Raw genomic sequence first — 21,290 nt, forward strand, 5'->3', positions numbered from 1 at the left:
TCGCCGCGAGGGCGCGCCTCCCACAGGGTACGGTGTGCACCGCCCGCTTTTGTGGGAGGCCCGCCCCGGGGCGATGCTTTTCAGGCTTCAGACCTTCGGCATTCATATCCCTGTGGATTGCCCGAACCCGTAGGCGATGCTTTCCGTTCCTGGCGGCTCAGAGCAGGGCGTCGATACCCGCCGGCCGGCCGTCGAATTCGGCCATGGCGTCGAGCAGCGCATCCCAGAAATAGCTGGCCGACGCCCGGTCGCAGAGCAACTGCAGGCACGGCAACTCGCCCTGGGGCGCGTTGATGACGATGACGTTGATCCGCGCCGCCGAGGTCTGCGCCACCGAGCCGGGCGGGAAGGACTCGGCACGCAGGTCGACGCCGCAGAGCTTGGCCATCACCGCGCTGACCTGCTCGCCGGTCAACAGCAGCCAGGCGTGGCTGTCCTGGCGCGGCAGCAGATAGTTGGCGCTGTCGCCGAGCTGCCAGCCGGCCTCTTCCTGCTGGATGCGGCTGCCCGCGTCGCGCAGGCTGCCGAGCAGCAGGTATTCGCTCTGCGACAGGCGCGCGACCAGGCTGCCGTCTTCCTGCGGCTGTGCCTGGTTCGGCCGGTCCGGCAGGCGGTAGCCCCTGGCCTGCAGGTATCCGGCCGCGGCGTTGCCGCGAAAGCCGACCCGCGCCAGGTTGCTCAGGTCGATCAGCGCGCAGCGTTGCAGCTGCGCGCCTTCGTCGCCGTCGCCATAGCCGGCGACCACGGCGGCATGGCCCAGCTGGCCGAGCCGCGCGCCGGCGTGCCGGGGGTACAGCGGGCTGCGCTCGCTGAAGTCTTGTGCTTGCAGAGTGGCCATGTTCACAGCTCCTGGCGTTGGTTGTGCGGATCGAAGAACGGCAGTTCGACCACCGTGGCCTGTACCACTTCGCCGCCCTCGACCCGGATCGGGATATGGCTTCCCGGGGTGCATTGCCCGCTGGCCGCATAGGCCAGGCCGATGATCCGGTCCAGTGTGCGCGAGTATTCGCAGGAAGTGACGCTGCCGCTGATGGCCTCGCCGTCGAGCACCAGGTGGCCTTCCAGCGGCTTGCTCGTCTCCTTCGGCAGGCTGAAGCCGACCAGTTTGCGCGCGAGCGGCTGGGCCTCGAGGATCTGCACCGAGCGCTTGCCGACGAAGAACGGCTTGCGGCGGGCGATGGCCCAGCCCATGTCGATCTCGGCCGGATGGGTCATGCCGTCGGTGTCCTGGCCGATGATCACGTGGCCTTTCTCCAGGCGCAGCAGGCGCTGACTCTCGACGCCGAAGGGGCGGATGTCGAAGGCGCGGCCGGCCTGCATCAGCGCATCCCAGAGGGCTTCGCCGTAGCGCGCCGGGACGTGGATCTCGTAGCCCAGCTCGCCGACGAAGCCGACCCGCAGCAGCCGCGCCGGGATGCCGGCCACCGTGCCCTGGCGCACGCCGAGGTAGGGGAAGCCCTCGGCCGACAGGTCGACGTCGCTGCACAGTGTCTGCAGTACCTGGCGCGAGTCCGGTCCGGCCAGGTTGACCGCGGCCAGCGCGGCGGTGACGTTGGTGACGTCGACGTCCAGGCGCCACTGCGCGTTCCACTTGAGCATCTGCTGGTAGAGGCGGTCGACCCCGCTGGTGGTGGCGGTGACGTAGAAGTGGTTCGGCGCGAAGCGCGCGCAGACGCCGTCGTCGATCACCACGCCGTGTTCGTTGGTCATCAGCGCATAGCGCGAACGGCCTTCCGGCTGCTTGGCGAAGGCGAAGGTGTAGAGGCGTTCGAGCAGCTCGGCGGCGTCCGGGCCGCGCACGTCGAGGCCGCGAGGGTGGAGACGTCGATGAGGCCGACCTTCTGCCGCACGTGCAGCGCCTCTTCCTGCATGCAGCGCTCGCGGTCCTCGGCCTTGCCGTAGTAGGCCGGGCGCTGCCAGATGCCGGCGGGCATCATCTTCGCGCCGGCTTCCAGGTGCCGCTGGTGCATGGGTGTCTGCCGGTAGGGGTCGAAGCCGCGCCCGGCGACATGGGCGAGCTTTTCCGCGACGAATGGCGGTCGCGCGGTGGTCACTCCGGTCTCGCTGACGCTGCGGCCGGTGGCCCTGGCCACCAGGCGCGCGGTGGGCAGCGCCGAATGGCGGCCCTGGGACGGGCCCATGCCGACGGTGGAGAAGCGCTTGACCAGTTGCACGTCGCGATAACCGTGGCGGGTGGCGTTGACGATGTCGCGCACCTGCAGGTCCTCGTCGAAGTCGACGAAATCCTTGCCGTCCGGATGGGGGAAGATCGGCCAGTCGAAATTAACCCTCGGCTCGGCGGCGTAGATCGCCTCCGCGCTGCCGCCCAGGCCCAGGCGCTCGGTGGCGCCGCCAGCGGCCCGCGCGCCGTCGAGAAGCACGTTGTCCAGGGCGTGCAGGCCGTTCACCGAGCCGGCGACGTCCAGCCGCTGCGGCAGGCCGCTGAGGCTGAAGGCGGCCTGGGCGTCGTCGTAGGCCAGTTTTCCGCCGGCCTGGCACAGCAACTGGTAGGCCGGCATGTAACCGGCGGACATGCACAGCAGGTCGCAGTCGATGCGCTGGCTGTCGCCGGCGACCTGACCCTCGCCGACGATCCGGCGCACGTCGACGCCGCTGACGTGGCGCATGCCCTTGGCGTGCAGTGCCTCGTAGACGGTATGCCCCGGCAGGTGGGGGATGCCGCGGGTCTGCAGGGCGGTGATCAGCAGGCCGTCGGCGGGCGCGGCGCGCATGTCGATGACCGCGGCGACGCTCACCCCGGCCTCGTGCAGATCGAGCGCGGCGAGGTAGCCGTCGTCGTTGCCGGTCAGCACCACCGCGCGGTTGCCCGGTTTCACCGCGTAGAGCTTCATCAGCCGCTGGGCGGCACTGGTGAGCATGACGCCGGGCAGGTCGTTGTTGCGGAACACCACCGGCTGGTCGAAGGCGCCGGCGGCCACGATGCACTCCCTGGCGCGCACCTTGTACAGCCGCGTGCCCTGGATCACCGGCAGGAAGTTGTCGGTGAACCAGGCGTTGCAGGTCGCCTCCGTGAGGATACGAATGTTCGGGTGCCGTTCCACGGCCTCCACCAGCCGCTCGCGCAGCGCCCCGGCGCGTACGCCTTCGAGGTCGAAGCGCGCCCAGGCCAGCGCGCCACCGAGGTAGGGCTGCTGCTCGACGAGCAACACTTTGGCACCGGCGTTGGCGGCATGCAGCGCGGCGCTGAGCCCGGCCGGCCCGGCGCCGACCACCGCGACGTCGACGAAGAGGAAGGCCTTGTCGTGGTACTCCGGCTGGAACTTCAGGTTCAGCACGCCGAGGCCGGCCTTCTTGCGGATGACCGGCTCCCAGACCTTCCAGATGCCCTGGGGCTTGTAGAAGGAGCGGTAGTAGAAGCCGACCGGCATGAAGCGCGAGAAATGCCCGAGCAGGGCATCGCGATCATTGTCCAGGGAGCCGGCGAAGTTCTGCCCGCCGACCTCGAGACCCTCGGCGAGCGCCTGCATGTCGGCCAGCGCATTGGGCTCGTCGGGCAACTGCACCAGGGTATTGGCATCCTGCCCGGCCAGGCTGAGGGGCCCGCGCGGACGGTGGTACTTGAACGAGCGCGACATCAGCCAGCGGCCGTTGGCGAGCAGCGCACTGGCGATGCTGTCGCCCTGCAGGCCCTGGTAGTTCTTGCCGTCGAAGCTGAAGGCCAGCGGCCGCTCGCGGTCGATCAGCAGGCCCATGGGCGCGGGCAGGCGGTTGAAGGCGGTCATGCGATCACCTCCTGGCGCGCCGCCGGCTGGGCGAAGTCGACGCGGCGGTCGAAGAGCTCCTTCGGGTCGAAGGTGCGGATGATCTCGTCGCTGACGGTATGGCGCTCGGCGAGGAACCAGTAGCTGGAGGCGTTGTGCAGCCACCACTCGGTGACCACGCCGGCACGGTTGTCGCTGTTGAAGACGTAATCGGCCCACTCGTCATCGCTGCAGGCCTGCGGGTCGGGCATCTGCTTGAGCTCGCCGCCGTAGGTGAATTCGCTGATGTTGCGCGGGCCGTTGAGGGGGCAGGGCATGATCTTCATGATTGACTCCTTGGCAAGCAAGGCTGGGTGATCGGTAAGCGTAGGAGCCAGCTTGCTGGCGAATGCGGCGATGCGGGCAAGGCCGGGAGGCGGCTGACGCCGTGATCGCGAGCAAGCTCGCGCCTACATGAAAGAATCCGGTGCGTCGTCATCAGTGGCTGGCCGCCGTGGCGCCCATCTCGTTGACCTGCTGGAAGCGCGAGAAGCGTTCCAGGGCGAAGGGGCGGATGAGCTCCGGGACCTTGCCGCCGCTGGCGACCAGCTCGGCCATGGTCTTGCCGCAGATCGGTGTGGCCTTGAAGCCCCAGGTGCCCCAACCGGCGTCCAGGTAGTAGTTCTCCAGCGGCGACAGACCCATGATCGGGCTGTAGTCGGGGGTCATGTCGGTGATGCCGGCCCACTGGCGCATCAATCGGGCGTTGGCGAGGAAGGGGAACATCTCGATGGCATGGGCCAACAGGCCCTCCTTGAGTTCCAGGGTGGAGCGGGTGTTGTACAGCGGGTAGGGATCGGAACCTCCGCCGATCACTACTTCGCCGCGGCCGGTCTGCTGCACGTAGCAGTGCAGCGCCGAGGAACTCACCAGCGGGTCGAGGAACGGCTTGAACGGCTGGGTCACCATCGCCTGCAGCGGATAGCTGTGGATCGGTGCACGAATGCCCAGCTTGTTCATCAGCAGCGAACTGTAGCCGGCGATCGCCTGCACCACGCAGCCACAGCGCACGGTGCCGCGGTTGGTCTTCACCGCGGCGACACGGCCGTTCTCGACCACGAAATCCTGCGCTTCGGTGAGCGGGTGGATCTCCACCCCACGCTTGGCCGCCTGCTTGGCGTAGCCCCAGGCCACCGCATCATGCCGGGCCGTCGCGCCGTCGATATGCCAGAGCCCGGCGAGCACCGGCAGGTGGCCGGGGTCGAGGTTGAGCGTCGGCACCAGTTCGCGGATCTGCTGGCGGTCGATCATCTCGGTGCGGCCGCCGAAGTGCCTGTTCACTTCGGCGCGCTGGCGGAAGGCGCGCACCGTGGCGTCGGTGTGGGCCAGGGTCAGCTGGCCGCGCTCGGAGTACATGATGTTGAAGTCGAACTCGTTGGAGAGCGCCTTGAACAGCTTCACCGACTCGGTATAGAAGCGCACGCCTTCGCTGGTGAGGTAGTTCGAGCGGATCACCGCGGTGTTGCGCGCGGTATTGCCGCCGCCCAGGTAGGCCTTCTCCAGCACCGCGACGTTGGTCACGCCGTGGTACCTGGCCAGGTAGTAGGCGGTGGCCAGGCCGTGGCCGCCACCGCCGATGATCACCACGTCATAGCTGTCCTTGAGTTCCTTCGGTGCCGGCAGGTCGACCTCCGCCGGATACTCCGAGGACAGACCGTACTTCAGCAGGCTGAACGGCATGCTGCCTCCTCCGCGGCCGTGGCGGCCGACGCGTGCGCACGCTGCTGGCGGGCAGCGGTCAGGGTGTTCTGCATCAGCATGGCGATGGTCATCGGACCGACGCCGCCCGGCACCGGGGTGATCGCCGAGGCCACGGGCAGGGAGCTGGCGTAGTCGACGTCGCCGACCAGCCGGGTGCGGCCATCTTCTTCGATGCGGTTGATGCCGACGTCGATCACCACCGCGCCGGGCTTCAGCCAGCTGGCGTCGATCATCCGTGGCCGGCCGACCGCGGCGACCACGATGTCGGCCTGGCGGCACAGGCGCTGCGGGTCCTGGCTACGCGAATGCAGCACGCTCACCGTGCAGTCGGCCTGCAGCAGCAGCGCCGCCATCGGCTTGCCGACGATGTTCGAGCGGCCGATCACCACCGCGTGCTTGCCGCGCAGGTCGCCGAGGGTGTCGTGCAGCAGGCGCATGCAGCCGGCCGGGGTGCAGGGGGTGAGCACATCGCGGCCCTGGCTGAGGCCGCCGACGTTTTCGCTGTGAAAGCCGTCGACGTCCTTGGCCGGATCGACGGCCTGCAAGACGCGGGTTTCGTCGATGTGCGCCGGCAGCGGCAGTTGCACGAGGATGCCGTGCACCTCGGCATCGGCATTCAGTTCGACGATCAGCGCCAGCACCTGCTCGGCGCTGGCATCGGCCGGCAGCCGGTGCTCCAGCGAGCGGATGCCCACCTCGCCGGCGCGCAGCACCTTGTTGCGCACGTAGACGTGGCTGGCCGGGTCGTCGCCGACCAGCACCACCGCCAGCGCCGGCTGGATGCCTTCGGCGGCGAGCAGGGCGACGTCGGCCGCCACTTCGGCGAGGACCTTCGCCGAGACGGCCTTGCCGTCGATGAGTTTGTCGCAGGTCGGGCTGTTCACCGGAAGATCACCGTCTTGTCGTGGTTGAGGAAGACGCGGTGCTGCAGGTGGTACTTGACCGCCTTGGAGAGCGCCACGGTTTCGGTGTCGCGACCGATGTTCACCAGATCGTCGGGCTTGTAGGCATGGTCGACGCGCTGCACCTGCTGCTCGATGATCGGGCCTTCGTCGAGGTCGGAGGTGACGTAGTGGGCGGTGGCGCCGATCAGCTTCACGCCACGCTCGAAGGCCTGGTGGTACGGCTTGGCGCCCTTGAAGCCGGGCAGGAACGAATGGTGGATGTTGATCGCGCGGCCCGAGAGTTGCTTGCACAGGTCGTCGGAGAGGATCTGCATGTAGCGCGCCAGCACCACCAGTTCGGTGCCGGTCTCGTCGACGATCTTCATCAGCTCGGCTTCCTGGCGGGCCTTGGTTTCCTTAGTCACCGGCAGGTAGATGAAGCGGATGCCCTCGCGCTCGGCCATCGGCCGCAGGTCCAGGTGGTTGGAGACGATGGCGGTGATCTGCATGTCCATCTCGCCCTTGTGGTAGCGGTACAGCAGGTCGTTCAGGCAATGGTCGAACTTGCTCACCATCAGCAGCACCCGCATCGGGCGGGCCGTGCTGTGCAGCTCCCAGGTCATGTCGAAGTCGTTGGCGACGGCGACGAAGCCCTGTTCGATGCTGGCGATGTCGCCTTCCAGGCCGGCATTGAAGCGAAACACCGCGCGCATGAAGAACCGACCGCTGAACTCATCGTCGAACTGCGCCATTTCACTGATGTAGCAACCGTTGGCGGAGAGGAAGGACGCCACCGCGGCGACGATGCCCGAGGTGGCCGGGCAGCTGATCTTGATGATGAAGTGGTCCTGTGCGTGTTGCATGTCTAGTCCTCAAGGGGTGGAGGGCAGAAGGCGCAAAGGCGAAATTTGATGAGTGAATGCTTTTTTCGTAGGCGAATATTTTTAACTGCCATGAATATATTATTCGCTGCGGTGTTTTTATAAGCGAACGGATCGCATCGGTCTATAGCTTTGTGAAAAAAAATATCTCTACAGGAAACTCAGGGGTGGGCGGCCTGGAAGCGCTCGAAGCGGAAGGGCCGCGGGTCGACCGCCGGGACCTGGCCGCTGAGCAGGTCGGCCATCAGCACGCCGGCGCCCGGCGCGATGCCGAAGCCATGGCCCGAATAGCCGGTGGAAAGGAACAGCCCGGGCAGCTCGGCGACCGGGCCGATCACCGGCAGGGCGTCGGGCGTGGCATCCATGGCGCCCGCCCAGGCCTGGCTGACCTGTAGCCCCTCGAAGAACGGAAAGTGCCGGCATAGCGCCCGGCGCGCTTCGGCGAGGATCGCCAGGTCGGGCTGCGGATCGAGTACCCGTAGCGCTTCGAACGGGCTGGGCTGGTCCGGCGACCAGTGCGCGGGCAACCGCCATTCGTCGATGAACTGCCGGCCCAGGCGTACCCGCAGCTCCCGGTACTGCCTGCCCAGGGCCGGGAGGAAATCCGTCAGGTAGCGGAAGCTGTCCGGGGTGATCGGTGCGATGTTGGCGCTGCGCTGGGCGATGGTGTAACCGCCGTCGCGGCGTTTGCGGAAGGCGAAGTCATGGGCACCCACGGCCAGTTCCGGCCCACCCGGCATCGGCGCGGTGCGCAACACGGAGGCGATCACCTTGAGCTGCGGCAGGCGGATGCCGAGGTTGCGGCAGAACAGCGACGACCAGGCGCCGCCGGCGAGCACCACGCTGGCGCAGCGTAGTTCGCCGTGCTCGGTCACCACGCCGCTCACGCGGCCCGCTTCGCGGAGCAGCCCGCGCACCGCGCAGCGCTCGTGGAAGCGTGCGCCCAGGCGCTGCGCGGTACGGGCGATCGCCGCCGTGGCCATGTGCGGTTCGGCTCGTCCGTCTTCGGGGCGTGCAACGCGCCGAGCCAGTCGTGGCGTCCCGCCTGCGGCAGCGCCTGGCGCAGCTGGGCCGGATCGAGCTCGCGGGCCACGACCCCGTGCGCACCGGCCGCGCGCAGCCACTGTGCCTGTTCCGCCTGCTGCCGGGCGTTCTCGCAGACATAGAGGATGCCGCTGCGCTGGAAGCCGGTGTCCTCGCCGAGGGTCGTCCGCCAGTCGTCCCAGATCTTCAGGCTGGCCATGGCCAGCGGGATTTCCGCCAGGTCGCGGCCCAGGGTGCGGCACCAGCCCCAGTTGCGCGAGGACTGTTCCGCCGCCAGCCGGCCCTTTTCCAGCACCGCCACGGAAATCCCGCGGGCGGACAGGAAATAGGCGGTGCAGACGCCGATGATGCCACCGCCGATGACGGCGACGTCGACGTGCTGGGGAAGGTGGGTGTCGCCGGTGATGGTCTGGATCTGTGGATACATGGCGCGGGCCTCGGTTCAGGAAATGAGCCGAGCGTGCCCTGGCCGCCGCGGTGTGCAATTTGCATCGCCTGCGCTACCGCCATTTTTATCAACATGTGGGAAAAGCGGATGGGCGAATCGGATGGCACGGTGCTGGCCGGGCGGAGTCGAAGCGGCGGGGTTGCGAGGTGACCGGCACCCAGACGCTGGAACGCGGCCTGGGATTGTTGCGCGAGATCGCCGCGGCGGGCGAAGCCGGCGCCGATCTGCAGCGCCTGTGCGCCAGCAGCGGTTGCTCGAAGACGACGACCTACCGCCTGTTGCAGGCGCTGCGCCGGCAGGGCTTCGTCGGCAACGGCAGACAGCGCGGCCGCTTCGTGCTGGGCTACGAACTGTTCGCGCTCGCGGCGCAGGCGGGCAATGCCCATGGCCTGCGGGATCTGGCCCGGCCGGCGCTGTGGCGGCTGGCCAGGCGTTTCGGCGACAGCTTTTTCCTGCTGGTGCCGGACGGCCATCACGTCCTGTGCCTGGAGATGCAGGATGGCGAGCAGCCCGTGCGCTGCTACAGCCACGCCGTGGGCGGGCGCATCCCCATGGGCGTGGGGCAGGGCTCGCAGGTGCTGCTGGCGCAGCTGGGCCGGACCGAGCGCAACGCCATTCTCGAACACAATGCCGCGCTGTTGCGCATCGACTACGGGCTGGACCCGCAGGTCATAGCCGGCACGCTGGACAGCGTACGCCGCCTGGGTTTCGCCTGCGGCGTGCCGGATCGACGCCTGCCGGGCTATACCGGGCTGGCGGTGCCCATCGTCGATGCCGGCGGGCAGGTGCTCGGCGCCCTCAGCTGCGCCTTGTCACGGCCGCGGATGACCCCGCAGAGGCGCCTGGCGCTGGCCGCGGCGATGGCCGAAGAGGTCAGTCGGATGCTGGCAAAAGCCCAGGGCTTGTTGCGCCTGGAGGCTCTGCCGTGAACGTCCTTAGCAGGCTGTTGAAAAACTACCTGCGTTGCCATCGCGGCGTTAAAAACAGGCTCGTGCGCGAGTCCGATCAAAATGCTCATTTACCGCTCGTAAACTGCGCTTTTTCGCCTGTTTTTGCCTTGCGCTGGCTGCCTCGCCTACGTTTTTCAACAGCCTGTTAGTCCTTGTCGTAGTTCATGATCGAGAGCAGGCGGATCGGTACCTCGACCAGCTTCTCCGGGCCATGCGGGACTTCGCCGTCGAAGGTCAGGCTGTCGCCGGCGTGCATCGGGTAGAGCAGGTTGCCGTGGCGATAGACCAGTTCGCCTTCGAGCAGATGGATGAACTCGGTGCCCGGATGGGAGAAGGTGGGGAACTCCTCGCTGGCATCGTCCATGGTGATCATGTAGGCCTCGAAGCTCTTCTTCGGCCCGCGGGTATGGTTCAGCAGATGGTAGGTATGGCCCTTCTCGGTGCCGCGGCGCACCACCTCCATGCCTTCGCCCTGCTTGACCAGCAGGGCGCCGCTGCCTTGCTGGTCGTACTGGCTGAACAGCTTGGACATCGGCATGCCGAGCACGTCGCACAGGCGGCTGAGCGAATCCAGGCTGGTGGAGACCTGGGCATTCTCGATCTTGCTCAGCATGCCCTGGCTGATGCCGGCGATGCGGGCCACGTCGGCGATCTTCAGCCCCTGGGCCTGGCGTTGGCGCTTGAGCTGGATGCCGAGGTACTGCTCGAGTTTGAGGCGGGGCGGCGTATCGGTCGATTTGGTCATTGAGGCTGCGCGATTTTAGTTCCTGGAATATAAATTTCGCACCAAGAATGATCAGCTTCGCTTGTCGAAACAGGATGCCGGGCGGTACGAATTTCGCCCTATGAAAACATTTTTCCTCCTTATATAGAAGAAACGGGCCCCGCGACGTGTTTCGGTGCTCCATGGGCCGGGTTGGCAAGCGCTTTGCATTTCCCAAAGAGAAAATTAATTTCCCTTGCGGAATATGCGCGGTTCTACCGAGGAGCGAATCCAATGTTGCCCAGCGAAACACAGCGAATCATCGACCAGCACGGCATCAAGTACGTGCTGGCTCAGTTTGTCGATATCCATGGCTCGGCCAAGACCAAATCCGTACCGGTGTGCGGTCTGGAGTCCGTCGCGGAAGTGGGCGCCGGTTTCGCCGGCTTCGCCATCTGCGGCATGGGCATGGAGCCCCACGGGCCGGACTTCATGGCGCGCGGCGACCTTGCCACCCTGACGCCGGTGCCCTGGCAACCGGGCTACGGACGCGTGCTGTGCATCGGTCATGTCGACGGCAAGCCCTGGCCCTACGACAGCCGCTACGTGCTGCAGCAGCAGATCCGCCGCCTGAGCGAACGCGGCTGGACCCTGAACACCGGGCTGGAACCCGAGTTCAGCCTGTTCCGCCGCGACGGCGAAGGCCGGCTGCAACTGGTCGACGCCAGCGACAACCTGGACAAGCCCTGCTACGACTACAAGGGCCTGTCGCGTTCGCGTGAATTCCTCGAGCGGCTGACCGAAGCTCTGCAGAAGGTCGACTTCGAGATCTACCAGATCGACCACGAGGACGCCAACGGCCAGTTCGAGATCAACTACACCTACAGCGACGCCATGACTTCGGCGGATCGTTTCACCTTCTTCCGCATGGCCGCCGGCGAGATCGCCAACGAGCTGGGCATGATCTGCTCGTTCATGCCCAAGCCGGACCCCAAGCGCGCCGGCAACGGCATGCACTTCCACCTGTCGATCGGCGACGCCAACAACGGCAACCTGTTCCACGACGCCAGCGATCCCAGCGGCATGGGCCTGTCGAAGCTGGCCTATCACTTCGCTGCCGGCCTGCTGGCGCATGCCCCGGCGCTGTGCGCCTTCGCCGCGCCGACGGTGAATTCCTACAAGCGACTGGTGGTGGGGCGCTCGCTGTCCGGTGCGACCTGGGCGCCGGCGTTCGTCGCCTACGGCGCCAACAACCGCTCGGCGATGGTGCGCATTCCCTACGGGCGCATCGAATTCCGCCTGCCGGACGCCGGCTGCAACCCCTATCTGGTCACCGCCGCGATCATTGCCGCGGGGCTCGACGGCATCGACCGCCAGCTCGAGGCGGGCGCGCCGTGCAACGAGAACCTCTACGACCTGGGCCTGGAAAAGATCGCCGCGCGCGGCATCCAGACCCTGCCGCAGTCGCTCAAGGAAGCCTGCGACGCACTGGAGGCCGACCCGCTGTTCCGCGAGGTGCTCGGCGCCGAGATCGTCGACGAGTTCCTCAAGCTCAAGCGCATGGAGTGGGTGGAATACAGCCGCCATGTCTCCGACTGGGAAATCCAGCGCTACACCGAATTCTTTTGAGATAGCTGGAAGCTTGAAGCCAGAAGCTGGAAGCAAGAGCGGCCGCGTGCCGGCTTTCAGCTTCAAGCTCCCGGCTTCCAGCCCGAACGCAGTGAGGAGTTTTTATGTGTGGAATCGTGGGTCTTTACCTGAAAAATCCTGCGCTGGAATCCCAGCTCGGCAGGCTGTTCGAGCCGATGCTGCTGGCCATGACCGACCGCGGGCCGGACAGCGCCGGTTTCGCCATCTATGGCGATGAAGTCAAGGACGGCTGGGTCAAGCTGACCCTGCAGAGCGGCGCTGTCGACTACGACTGGAAGGCCCTGATGGGCGAACTGGAAGGCTGCCTCGGCTGCTCCCTGGACTGGTTCAGGAATGCCAGCGCCGCCGTGCTGAAAATCGATGCCGACGAGGCCACGGTGCGCGCCGCGCTGAAGACGCTGGCGCCGGAGGTGCGCGTGATGAGCGCGGGGCGCAGCATCGAGATTCTCAAGGGAATGGGCCTGCCGGCGGAGATCGCCGAGCGCTTCTCGCTGGCCGGCATGCAGGGCAGCCACATCATCGGCCATACCCGCATGGCGACCGAAAGCGCGGTCACCATGGAGGGCAGCCACCCGTTCTCCACCGGCGACGACCTGTGCCTGGTGCACAACGGCTCGCTGTCCAATCACTTCCGCCTGCGCCAGGAGCTCGAGCGCCACGGCATCGGCTTCGAGACCGAGAACGACACCGAGGTCGCCGCCGGCTACCTGACCTGGCGCCTGCAGCAGGGCGACAGCCTGCAGCAGGCGCTCGATCACGCCCTGGAAGACCTCGACGGCTTCTTCACCTTCGCCATCGGCACCCGCGACGGCTTCGCGGTGATCCGCGATCCGATCGCCTGCAAGCCGGCGATCCTCGCCGAGACCGACGACTACGTGGCCATGGCCTCGGAGTACCAGGCGCTGGCCAGCCTGCCGGGGATCGACAAGGCCAAGGTCTGGGAGCCGGAGCCGGCCACCCTGTATGTCTGGGAAAAGAAGGCGCACTGAGATCGCCCACAGCCTGCTGCGCGCGCCGATAGCGGCGTCAGGTCCTCACGAAAGACTCGGCGTACTCGAGTACTGCCTCGTCTTTCGCTCCGGTCCTACCTTGCTCTCGACGCGCTCGCGACGACTGTAGACGACCTTCGAACTTTGGAGTTTGAAAAAGCATGAAAACCATCAATCTCAGCGAATCCACCGTGCGTGATCTCAACCAGACGCTGCACGACCAGGCGAGGACCCTCGACGAGCGCGAGTGGGTCGTCACCCATCCGGACGGCAAGCACAACCTGGCAGTTGGCGTGAACGAGGCGCTGTCCATCGATATCCAGGGACACGCCGGCTACTACTGCGCCGGCATGAACCAGAAGGCCATCGTCACCGTGCACGGCAACGTCGGCGTCGGCGTGGCCGAGAACATGATGTCCGGCTCGGTCCGCGTGAAGGGCAGCGCCTCGCAATCGGCCGGCGCCACCGCCCATGGCGGCCTGCTGGTGATCGAGGGCGACGCCGGCGCACGCTGCGGCATCTCGATGAAGGGCGTCGACATCGTGGTCGGCGGCAGCATCGGCCACATGAGCTGCTTCATGGCCCAGGCCGGCCGCCTGGTGGTCTGCGGCGACGCCGGCGATGCGCTGGGCGATTCGCTCTACGAGACGCGCATCTACGTCAAGGGCACGGTCAAGTCGCTGGGCTCGGACTGCATCGAGAAGGAGATGCGCGCCGAACACCTCGAGGAACTGGCCGAACTGCTGAACCGCGCCGGCTTCGACGAGGACCCGGCCAGCTTCAAGCGCTACGGCTCGGCCCGCCAGCTCTACAACTTCAAGGTCGACAACGCCTCGGCGTACTGACCACCCCTGACTCTTGTAGGAGCGGGCCATGCCCGCGAAAAAGCGTTCGCGGGCATGGCCCGCTCCTACAAAAAGCCTTCGAGGAGTTTTCCCATGAGCAACGAACATCCACCGGTACTGCGCGAGTCCGCCACCTTCGACCGCCTGACCATCCAGGAAATCCAGCGCGCCGCCGAGACCGGCATCTACGACATTCGCGGCGGCGGCACCAAGCGCAAGGTGCCGCACTTCGACGACCTGCTGCTGCTCGGCGCCAGCATGTCGCGCTACCCGCTGGAAGGCTACCGCGAGAAGTGCGGCACCGACGTGGTGCTCGGCACCCGCTTCGCCAGGAAGCCGATCCACCTGAAGATTCCGGTGACCATCGCCGGCATGAGCTTCGGCGCGCTGTCCGCCCAGGCCAAGGAGGCCCTCGGCCGCGGCGCCAGCATCGCCGGCACCAGCACCACCACCGGCGACGGCGGCATGACCCCGGAAGAGCGTGGCCAGTCGCAGCACCTGGTCTACCAGTATCTGCCGTCGCGCTACGGCATGAATCCGGATGACCTGCGCAAGGCCGACGCCATCGAGATCGTCCTCGGCCAGGGCGCCAAGCCGGGCGGCGGCGGCATGCTGCTGGGCATGAAGGTCACCGAACGCGTGGCAGGCATGCGCACCCTGCCGGTCGGCGTCGACCAGCGTAGTGCCTGCCGCCATCCGGACTGGACCGGTCCCGACGACCTGGCGATCAAGATCGCCGAGATCCGCGAGATCACCGACTGGGAAAAACCGATCTACGTGAAGATCGGCGCCAGCCGGCCGTACTACGACGTCAAGCTGGCGGTGAAGGCCGGTGCCGACGTGATCGTGCTCGACGGCATGCAGGGCGGCACCGCGGCGACCCAGGAAGTGTTCATCGAGCACGTCGGCATCCCGATCCTCTCGGCTATCCCCCAGGCGGTGCAGGCCCTGCAGGAAATGGACATGCATCGCAAGGTGCAGCTGATCGTCTCCGGCGGCATCCGCACCGGCGCCGACGTGGCCAAGGCCATGGCCATGGGTGCCGATGCGGTGGCCATCGGCACCGCCGCGCTGATCGCTCTGGGCGACAACCACCCGCATCTGGACGACGAGCTGAAGAAGATCGGCTCGGCCGCCGGTTTCTACGATGACTGGCAGAACGGCCGCGACCCGGCCGGCATCACCACTCAGGACCCGGAACTGGCCAAGCGCCTCGATCCGGTGGAGGGCGGCCGCCGCCTGGCCAACTACCTGCGCGTGCTGGTGCTCGAAGCGCAGACCATGGCCCGCGCCTGCGGCAAGTCGCACCTGCACAACCTCGACCCCGAGGACCTGGTGGCGCTGACCGTGGAATCCGCCGCCATGGCCCGCGTGCCGCTGGCGGGCACCCGCTGGGTGCCGGGGCAGGGCTTCTAGGGGCCCGTTCCCCGCTTCGTCGCAGGCGTCCTCCGGCGCCTCGCGACGAAGCGGGGGGACGCGAGCGCCGGAACGCGAGTGCGATTTCTATAGCGAATCTTGGGGGAACGACGATGCGATTGAGTGAAGGCGCAGCCCGTGGGCTGCGTGTGGGACTGACCGCCCTGGCCGTGCTGCCGGGGCTGGCCCTGGCCGATGAAGCCGTGCTCGATAGCGGCGACACGGCTTGGATGATGATTTCCACGGCATTGGTGCTGATGATGCTGGTGCCCGGGCTGGCGCTGTTCTATGGCGGTATGGTGCGCAGCAAGAACATCCTTTCGGTGTTCACCCAGTGCCTGGCCGTCGGCGGCGCGATCGGCGTGCTGTGGGTGCTCTACGGCTACAGCCTGGTGATCGACGCCACGGGCATGGAGGCCGGGGTGGTCAACTGGCACAGCATCGTCGGTGGCCTGCAGTACGTCTTCCTGGGTCACCTGGATCGCGACGGCCTGGTCGCCGGCATTCCCGAGAGTGTATTCGCCACGTTCCAGATGACCTTCGCAATGATCACGCCGATGATCATCGCCGGCTCCTTCGCCGAGCGCATGAAGTTCTCTGCCGTGCTGCTGTTCTGCGTACTCTGGTTCACCGTCTGCTATGCCCCGCTGGCCCACATGGCCTGGGGCGGCGACGGCGGCCTGCTATGGGATTGGGGCATCCTCGAATTCGCTGGCGGCACCGTGGTGCACATCAGTGCCGGCGTCGCCGGGCTGGTGGCCTGCCTGGTGCTCGGCCCCCGGCGCGGTTACCCGAACATCGCGATGCCGCCGCACAACACGGTCTTCGCGCTGGTGGGCGCGGCATTGCTGTGGGTCGGCTGGTTCGGCTTCAACGTCGGCTCCGCCGTCGCCGCCGATGGCAAGGCCGGCATGGCCATGCTTACCACTCAGGCGGCGGCCTGCGCAGGCGTGATCGGCTGGTTGCTGGCTGAAATCCTGCGTAGCGGCAAGCCCAGTGCCCTGGGAGCCGCCTCCGGCGCGCTGGCGGGGTTGGTGGCCATCACGCCGGCCTGCGGTTTCGTCGGCCCCGGCGGCGCGCTGGTCATGGGCCTGGTCAGCGGTGTGGCCTGCTTCTATGCGATTGCCACGCTCAAGCGCCGCCTGGGTTACGACGACTCGCTGGACGCCTTCGGCCTGCACGGGATCGGGGGCATCGTCGGCTCGCTGCTGACCGGCGTGTTCGCCTCGACCGCTGTCGGCGGTTTCGAGGAAGTCGCGATCACGGCCCAGCTATGGGTGCAACTCAAGGGCGTGATGTTCACCCTGGCCTACTGCGCCATCGTCACCTGGCTGCTGCTCCGGTTCACCGCGCTGCTGACCGGCGGCCTGCGGGTCAGCGAGGAAACCGAACAGATCGGCCTGGATCTCTCCGCGCACAACGAGCGCGCCTATAACCCATGAACCATCGCGGGGTGCGCCTGGGCGCACCCGCGTTCGTGCGGCCTCGGCTTTCATAGCGTTATTCGCCCATGAAGGCCTCTCTTCGAAATTCCGCCTATTGCGCCGATTCGGCGCGTTACTCCCGGCATTTGATCCTGGTTTGTGCATTTTCCCAGCCGTTCTTTCGGGCGATACCGCTACGGAAGGCCAGGCCCCGGGAAAACCCGGCAGATCGGGGAACTGGCATGGTCCGTGCTTTCTTTAAAAGAACAAAAAGTTCCTTGTGGGAATTTTTACGAGTGAATGATCCGTTCACCCATGCTCGCCGAATTCGTATTTCAGGGAGGCTTCAGATGACCGCGTCAGGCAGCGATACGATCTTCAGCAAACCCCGCTATCGCACCGTGGCTTCGCCACAACCGGCACGCCGCCGCCTCGTGGTGGCGCAGGATGCGGCCTGTGCCGTGCCCTTGCTGGACCATCCGCTATCCCAGTTGCTCAGCCTGGGCGGCGAGCTGGCGGCGGACCTCCCGCACGAGCGCTTCGCGAACCCCGCGGCCCTCTACCTGCGCTTGCAGCTGCTGCTGGAACGGGCCGAGGTGGGCACGCGGCTGTACGTGGTCGGCGACGAGGCGTTCCTCTGGCACGTCTATCGCCTGGCCCGGCATGCCGGTCTGCTCGGCGACGAGATCGAGCTGTTCAAGAACGGTGCGCGGCGGCGGCTCTATTGCGTGCACTGCGGCACCTTCCAGGAGATCGGCGAAGAGGGCGAGGCCGGCTGCAGCGGTTGCGGTGTCCGCCTGCTGGTGCGCGAGCACTTCTCCCAGCGCCTGGGCGCCTACATGGGCGTCTGCCTCGATCCGAGCCGCCCCTACGGGGAGGGCCGGCCATGAGCGCGCTGCTGGAGGTCAAGGTCACCGCCGTGCGCCAGCTGACGCCGGTGGTACGCGAATTCACCTTCGAGGCGAGCGAAGGGCAACTGCCGGGCTTTTCTTCCGGCAGCCACGTGCAGGTGCTGATGCCCCTCGGCGAGCGCACCCTGCGCAACGCCTACTCGCTGCTCGGCGATCCGGCCGACAGTAGCCACTACCGCATCGCCGTGCGCCTGCAGGACGATTCGCGCGGCGGCTCGCGCTTCATGCACGAGCGCGTAGTGGTGGGCGATCGCCTGCAGCTTTCGCGGCCGCACAACCTGTTTCCGCTGCATTCGCAGGCCCGCCATCACGTGCTGGTGGCCGGCGGTATCGGCATCACCCCGTTCATGGCCTATATCGCCGAACTCCAGGCCCGCGGCGCTTCGTTCGAGCTGCACTATGCCTTCCGCGGCCGGCTCACCGACGCCTACGTCGGGGAACTGGCCGAACGCCTCGGCGAGCGCCTGCACGCCTACGACTCCAGCGCCGGGCAACGCCTGGACCTCGCCGCGCTGCTGGCCGGCCAGCCGCTCGGCACCCACCTCTACGCCTGCGGTCCGCAACGGCTGCTGGACGGGTTGCGCGAGCAGGCCCGCGCCTTGGGCTGGGCGGATAGCCGGGTGCACTGGGAAGCCTTCGCCGCGCCCGAGCCGGGGCTGCCGTTTCGCGTCGAGCTGGCGCGCAGCGGCCGGCACATCGAGGTGCCGGCCGACCTCAGCCTGCTGGAGGCGCTGGAAGCCGCCGGTGTCGAGCTGCCGAACCTGTGCCGCGGCGGCGTCTGCGGCCAATGCGCGACGCGCTACCTGGCCGGCGCGGTGGAGCATCGCGACCACTACCTCGACGAAGGGCAGCGTGCCGATGCGCTGATGCCCTGCGTTTCCCGCGGCAGCTGCGCCAGCCCGCTGCTGCTCGATCTGTAGGCAGCCCCATCCGCCACCCTTTCGACCCCAGGAGAGTGCCCGCTATGCCCGTCGTCATGAACCCCCTGGAAACCTACCGGGACGATTTCACCTTCCGTAACAGCCCCGCGGCCATCGCCCGCTTTCCCTTCCCGTTCCCCGAGGACAGCTACATGTACTCGGTGAACCTCGAGCCGGCCAACGGCGGCGCGCCGGGCTCGGTGTTCGAGCACTGGTTCGACATCGACGAGCACTACGTCTCGGAGATGGCCGAGCGCGCCCGCGTACTGGAGAAGGACCCCGGCCGCTGCCTGGTCATGCCGCACATGGCCCAGGCCGCCTGGGACAGCCTGGAAATGCTCATGGAGCACCTGGCCGCCGACTACCCGGAGCACTTCGAGCTGCATCGCGACGGCGAGCGCTGGACCTGGATCAACCGGCCGCTGGGCATCGAGCAGCATTTCACCTTCGGCGATGCGGCGAGCCTGCCGTGCGAGCCGCTGGAATACATCACCCGCCAGGCCCAGGGCGATTTCGCCGTGCTCGACCAGCGCGACGGCGACCTGTTCATGGATGCCGGCATGGTCACCTGCCCAGCGGACTGGTCGATCAAGTTCGATGCCGGCATGAGCTTCAAGCAGTGGCATGCGCCGGTGCCGCTGGCACCGCAGATGGGCGTGTTCGATCGCGCGCTGAAGTACCTGCTGAACATCCAGGTCGGCCAGCCGGTGCGCCGGCTGAACTGGACCATGACCATCAACCCGCGCCTGGATACCTCGTCCGAGACCTTCCACGAGTGGGGCCACGAGCGCGCCCAGGTGACCCCGGAGAATGTCGCCCGGCTGGTGCACCTGCGCGTCGAGCTGCAGTTCATGCCGCGCCTGCCGCGCAGCAACGCGCTGCTGTTCGGCATCCGCACCTACCTGATCAGCCTCGAGGAACTGGCCAGCAACCCGGCCTGGGCCTGCCGCCTGCACCGCGTGCTCAGGGACCTGCCCGAGGCCATCGCCGACTACAAGGGGCTGACCCTCTACCGGCAGACGGTGGTGGACTGGCTCAGCCAGTTCGATCCGCAGGCCAGGGTCGCCTGAATTCCGATCCACCCGAACGACGCCTGCGTGCAGGCCTTGCAAACGAACAGGAGAACAACATGGCTAATTCCTGGCGCATTTCCGCCCTGGCTTCCCGGCATCGTGCCCTGGGCTCCGCACTCGAAGACTGGAACGGCATGGGCACGGCCTGGACCTACGGAACCACCTCGCTGGCCGATGCCCACGAGGCGATCCGCACCCGCGCCGGCCTGATGGACGTGTCCGGGCTGAAGAAGGTGCACTACGTCGGCCCGCATGCCGAGTCGCTGCTCGAATATGCCACCAGCCGCGACATTTCCAAGCTCTACCCGGGCAAGTCAGTCTACGCGACGATGCTCAACGAAGCTGGCAAGTTCGTCGACGATTGCGTCATCTACCGTACCGGACCCAATGCCTTCATGGTGGTGCACGGCGCCGGCAACGGCTACGAGATGCTGGTGCGCTCGGCCCAGGGTCGCCAGGTGGCGGTGCTGTTCGACGACGACCTGCACGACCTGTCGCTGCAGGGGCCGCTGGCGGTGGATTTCCTCGCCGAGCACGTGCCGGGCATCCGCGACCTGCCGTACTTCCACCACATCCAGACCAAGCTGTTCGACCGCCCGGTGATGATCTCGCGCACCGGCTACACCGGCGAGCGCGGCTACGAGATCTTCTGCAAGGCGGCCGATGCGCCGGCGATCTGGGACGGCATCCTGGAAAAGGGCAAGGCGCTGGGCATCATCCCCTGCGCGTTCACCGCGCTGGACTGGCTGCGGGTCGAGAGCTACCTGCTGTTCTTCCCCTACGACAACTCGGAGAAGTACCCCTTCGCCGACGAGCCTGCCGGCGACACCCTCTGGGAGCTGGGCCTGGACTTCACCGTGTCGCCGACCAAGGGCGAGTTCCGCGGCGGCATCGAGCATGCGCGGCTCAAGGGCCGGGAGCGCTTCAGGATCTTCGGCGTACTGCTCGAGGGCGAGCAGGCGGCGGCCGAAGGCGACACGCTCTGGGCCGACGGCAAGCAGGTCGGGGTGATCACCTGCGCCATGTACTCGCGGCTGAGCCGCCAATCCATGGCCATCGCCCGCTTCGAGGTGCCCTACGCCGAGCAGGGCACGCCGCTGGAGGTGCGCGGCAGCCTCACGACCAGGGCGATCGCCCACAGCATGCCGTTCGACGACCCGGAAAAGAAGAAGCGCACCGCCAAGGGTTGAGCGCGTTCGCTGCACTGGCGCAGGGCGGGTTCGACCGCCCTGCGTCCTGTCCGAAGAGAGAGAAACACGATGGCCTGGTTGAATGGCTGGGGCTTCCTGCTGCTGGCGGGGCTCTGCGAGGTGCTGTACGCCTCGATCATTCCGCGTACCGATGGCTTCACCCGCCTGTGGCCGAGCCTGTACTGCGGCTTCTTCCTGCTGCTGAGCATCTACCTGCTGAGCCTGTCGGTACGCGTGCTGCCGCTGGGGCTGGCCTATGCGGTATGGGTCGGCATCGGTACCCTCGGCACGGTGCTGTACGCCATGTTCTACATGGGCGAGCAGCTCGGCCTGCTGCGTAGCCTGTGCCTGGTCATGATCATCGCCGGCATCGTCGGCCTGAAACTGGCCAGCCCCGAACCGCTGGCCTGAGGCCTCGACATGCGTGTCCGGGTGCAACCCCGGGGCGATGTTTTTGAGCTTTCTGGCAGGCCTGCGGCCTGCATCGCCGCGAGGGCGCG

17 protein-coding genes and 2 pseudogenes are annotated in these 21,290 nt (G+C 67.1%); 11 read left to right on the forward strand and 8 right to left on the reverse strand.

Going from position 1 to position 21,290, the window contains the following annotated elements; all coding sequences use genetic code 11:
* Positions 1-157: 157 nt before the first annotated feature.
* The 7 genes and pseudogenes from BAY1663_RS02560 to BAY1663_RS25775 all read right to left on the reverse strand — a co-directional run bounded on the left by BAY1663_RS02560 (position 158) and on the right by BAY1663_RS25775 (position 8,698).
* A complete protein-coding gene (locus BAY1663_RS02560; protein WP_128576046.1) occupies positions 158-838 on the reverse strand; it encodes a sarcosine oxidase subunit gamma in 681 nt (226 codons plus the stop codon).
* A 2-nt stretch (positions 839-840) separates the two neighbouring features.
* Positions 841-3,743: pseudogene (locus BAY1663_RS02565) on the reverse strand (FAD-dependent oxidoreductase).
* The gene (locus BAY1663_RS02570) at positions 3,740-4,048 is read right to left on the reverse strand and encodes a sarcosine oxidase subunit delta (RefSeq protein ID WP_037037738.1); all 309 of its coding nucleotides are present in this window, start codon (positions 4,046-4,048) and stop codon (positions 3,740-3,742) included. Before BAY1663_RS02570 ends, BAY1663_RS02565 begins: the two are co-directional and overlap by 4 nt.
* Positions 4,049-4,199: 151 nt before the next feature.
* Positions 4,200-5,441 (reverse strand): FAD-dependent oxidoreductase, encoded by a 1,242-nt coding sequence (locus BAY1663_RS02575; protein WP_037037740.1) that lies wholly within the window; start codon positions 5,439-5,441, stop codon positions 4,200-4,202.
* Entirely contained in the window at positions 5,423-6,346 is a 924-nt protein-coding gene (gene folD, locus BAY1663_RS02580) for a bifunctional methylenetetrahydrofolate dehydrogenase/methenyltetrahydrofolate cyclohydrolase FolD (RefSeq protein WP_037037741.1), read from the reverse strand. Before folD ends, BAY1663_RS02575 begins: the two co-directional genes overlap by 19 nt.
* Positions 6,343-7,209 carry a formyltetrahydrofolate deformylase gene (gene purU / locus BAY1663_RS02585; RefSeq protein WP_037037743.1) on the reverse strand — a complete coding sequence of 289 codons (867 nt, stop codon included), beginning with the start codon at positions 7,207-7,209 and terminating at the stop codon, positions 6,343-6,345. The genes folD and purU overlap by 4 nt, the downstream gene beginning before the upstream one ends.
* A 179-nt stretch (positions 7,210-7,388) precedes the next feature.
* Positions 7,389-8,698, reverse strand: a pseudogene (locus BAY1663_RS25775) (NAD(P)/FAD-dependent oxidoreductase).
* Positions 8,699-8,865: 167 nt separating this feature from the next.
* Here BAY1663_RS25775 and BAY1663_RS02595 point away from each other — a divergent pair.
* A complete protein-coding gene (locus tag BAY1663_RS02595) occupies positions 8,866-9,648 on the forward strand; it encodes an IclR family transcriptional regulator (protein WP_051497055.1) in 783 nt (260 codons plus the stop codon).
* 166 nt (positions 9,649-9,814) lie between these two features.
* On the opposite strand, the gene BAY1663_RS02600 is transcribed toward BAY1663_RS02595, so the two are convergent.
* The gene (locus BAY1663_RS02600; protein ID WP_037037745.1) at positions 9,815-10,414 is read right to left on the reverse strand and encodes a helix-turn-helix domain-containing protein; all 600 of its coding nucleotides are present in this window, start codon (positions 10,412-10,414) and stop codon (positions 9,815-9,817) included.
* A 252-nt stretch (positions 10,415-10,666) separates the two neighbouring features.
* On the opposite strand from BAY1663_RS02600, the gene glnT reads away from it, so the two are divergent.
* From glnT to BAY1663_RS02650, 10 genes are all read left to right on the forward strand, one after another.
* Complete coding sequence (gene glnT / locus BAY1663_RS02605; RefSeq protein ID WP_037037746.1) at positions 10,667-12,001, forward strand: type III glutamate--ammonia ligase; 1,335 nt, start codon at positions 10,667-10,669, stop codon at positions 11,999-12,001.
* 104 nt (positions 12,002-12,105) lie between these two features.
* Positions 12,106-13,011 carry a glutamine amidotransferase family protein gene (locus tag BAY1663_RS02610; protein ID WP_037037747.1) on the forward strand — a complete coding sequence of 302 codons (906 nt, stop codon included), beginning with the start codon at positions 12,106-12,108 and terminating at the stop codon, positions 13,009-13,011.
* A 161-nt stretch (positions 13,012-13,172) separates the two neighbouring features.
* Positions 13,173-13,856: a protein glxC gene (locus tag BAY1663_RS02615; protein ID WP_037037748.1), complete on the forward strand. Its 684-nt coding sequence runs from the start codon at positions 13,173-13,175 to the stop codon at positions 13,854-13,856.
* A 93-nt stretch (positions 13,857-13,949) separates the two neighbouring features.
* Positions 13,950-15,272: an FMN-binding glutamate synthase family protein gene (locus tag BAY1663_RS02620; protein WP_037037749.1), complete on the forward strand. Its 1,323-nt coding sequence runs from the start codon at positions 13,950-13,952 to the stop codon at positions 15,270-15,272.
* Between the two features lie 113 nt (positions 15,273-15,385).
* Entirely contained in the window at positions 15,386-16,714 is a 1,329-nt protein-coding gene (locus BAY1663_RS02625) for an ammonium transporter (protein ID WP_037037751.1), read from the forward strand.
* A 332-nt stretch (positions 16,715-17,046) separates the two neighbouring features.
* Positions 17,047-17,586, forward strand: coding sequence for a dimethylamine monooxygenase subunit DmmA family protein (locus BAY1663_RS02630; protein ID WP_037037753.1), 540 nt, complete (start codon positions 17,047-17,049; stop codon positions 17,584-17,586).
* Positions 17,583-18,527, forward strand: a complete 945-nt coding sequence (locus tag BAY1663_RS02635) for a PDR/VanB family oxidoreductase (RefSeq protein ID WP_037037755.1) — start codon at positions 17,583-17,585, stop codon at positions 18,525-18,527. The genes BAY1663_RS02630 and BAY1663_RS02635 overlap by 4 nt, the downstream gene beginning before the upstream one ends.
* 44 nt (positions 18,528-18,571) lie before the next feature.
* Positions 18,572-19,597 carry a DUF3445 domain-containing protein gene (locus BAY1663_RS02640; protein ID WP_037037756.1) on the forward strand — a complete coding sequence of 342 codons (1,026 nt, stop codon included), beginning with the start codon at positions 18,572-18,574 and terminating at the stop codon, positions 19,595-19,597.
* Positions 19,598-19,656: 59 nt separating this feature from the next.
* Positions 19,657-20,790 carry an aminomethyltransferase family protein gene (locus tag BAY1663_RS02645; protein WP_037037758.1) on the forward strand — a complete coding sequence of 378 codons (1,134 nt, stop codon included), beginning with the start codon at positions 19,657-19,659 and terminating at the stop codon, positions 20,788-20,790.
* A gap of 69 nt (positions 20,791-20,859) precedes the next feature.
* Positions 20,860-21,201, forward strand: coding sequence for a multidrug efflux SMR transporter (locus BAY1663_RS02650; RefSeq protein WP_037037761.1), 342 nt, complete (start codon positions 20,860-20,862; stop codon positions 21,199-21,201).
* The last annotated feature ends 89 nt before the right edge of the window (positions 21,202-21,290 follow it).

Source organism: Pseudomonas sp. BAY1663, assembly GCF_000582595.1.
Taxonomy (GTDB): Bacteria; Pseudomonadota; Gammaproteobacteria; order Pseudomonadales; family Pseudomonadaceae; genus Stutzerimonas; species Stutzerimonas stutzeri_AF.

Coding starts and splice junctions, on each gene's coding strand:
- BAY1663_RS02560 (WP_128576046.1), bottom strand. CDS start 838: ATGGCCACTCTGCAAGCACAAGACTTCAGCGAGCGCAGCCCGCTGTAC.
- BAY1663_RS02570 (WP_037037738.1), bottom strand. CDS start 4,048: ATGAAGATCATGCCCTGCCCCCTCAACGGCCCGCGCAACATCAGCGAA.
- BAY1663_RS02575 (WP_037037740.1), bottom strand. CDS start 5,441: ATGCCGTTCAGCCTGCTGAAGTACGGTCTGTCCTCGGAGTATCCGGCG.
- purU (WP_037037743.1), bottom strand. CDS start 7,209: ATGCAACACGCACAGGACCACTTCATCATCAAGATCAGCTGCCCGGCC.
- BAY1663_RS02600 (WP_037037745.1), bottom strand. CDS start 10,414: ATGACCAAATCGACCGATACGCCGCCCCGCCTCAAACTCGAGCAGTAC.
- glnT (WP_037037746.1), top strand. CDS start 10,667: ATGTTGCCCAGCGAAACACAGCGAATCATCGACCAGCACGGCATCAAG.
- BAY1663_RS02610 (WP_037037747.1), top strand. CDS start 12,106: ATGTGTGGAATCGTGGGTCTTTACCTGAAAAATCCTGCGCTGGAATCC.
- BAY1663_RS02615 (WP_037037748.1), top strand. CDS start 13,173: ATGAAAACCATCAATCTCAGCGAATCCACCGTGCGTGATCTCAACCAG.
- BAY1663_RS02620 (WP_037037749.1), top strand. CDS start 13,950: ATGAGCAACGAACATCCACCGGTACTGCGCGAGTCCGCCACCTTCGAC.
- BAY1663_RS02625 (WP_037037751.1), top strand. CDS start 15,386: ATGCGATTGAGTGAAGGCGCAGCCCGTGGGCTGCGTGTGGGACTGACC.
- BAY1663_RS02630 (WP_037037753.1), top strand. CDS start 17,047: ATGACCGCGTCAGGCAGCGATACGATCTTCAGCAAACCCCGCTATCGC.
- BAY1663_RS02635 (WP_037037755.1), top strand. CDS start 17,583: ATGAGCGCGCTGCTGGAGGTCAAGGTCACCGCCGTGCGCCAGCTGACG.
- BAY1663_RS02640 (WP_037037756.1), top strand. CDS start 18,572: ATGCCCGTCGTCATGAACCCCCTGGAAACCTACCGGGACGATTTCACC.
- BAY1663_RS02645 (WP_037037758.1), top strand. CDS start 19,657: ATGGCTAATTCCTGGCGCATTTCCGCCCTGGCTTCCCGGCATCGTGCC.
- BAY1663_RS02650 (WP_037037761.1), top strand. CDS start 20,860: ATGGCCTGGTTGAATGGCTGGGGCTTCCTGCTGCTGGCGGGGCTCTGC.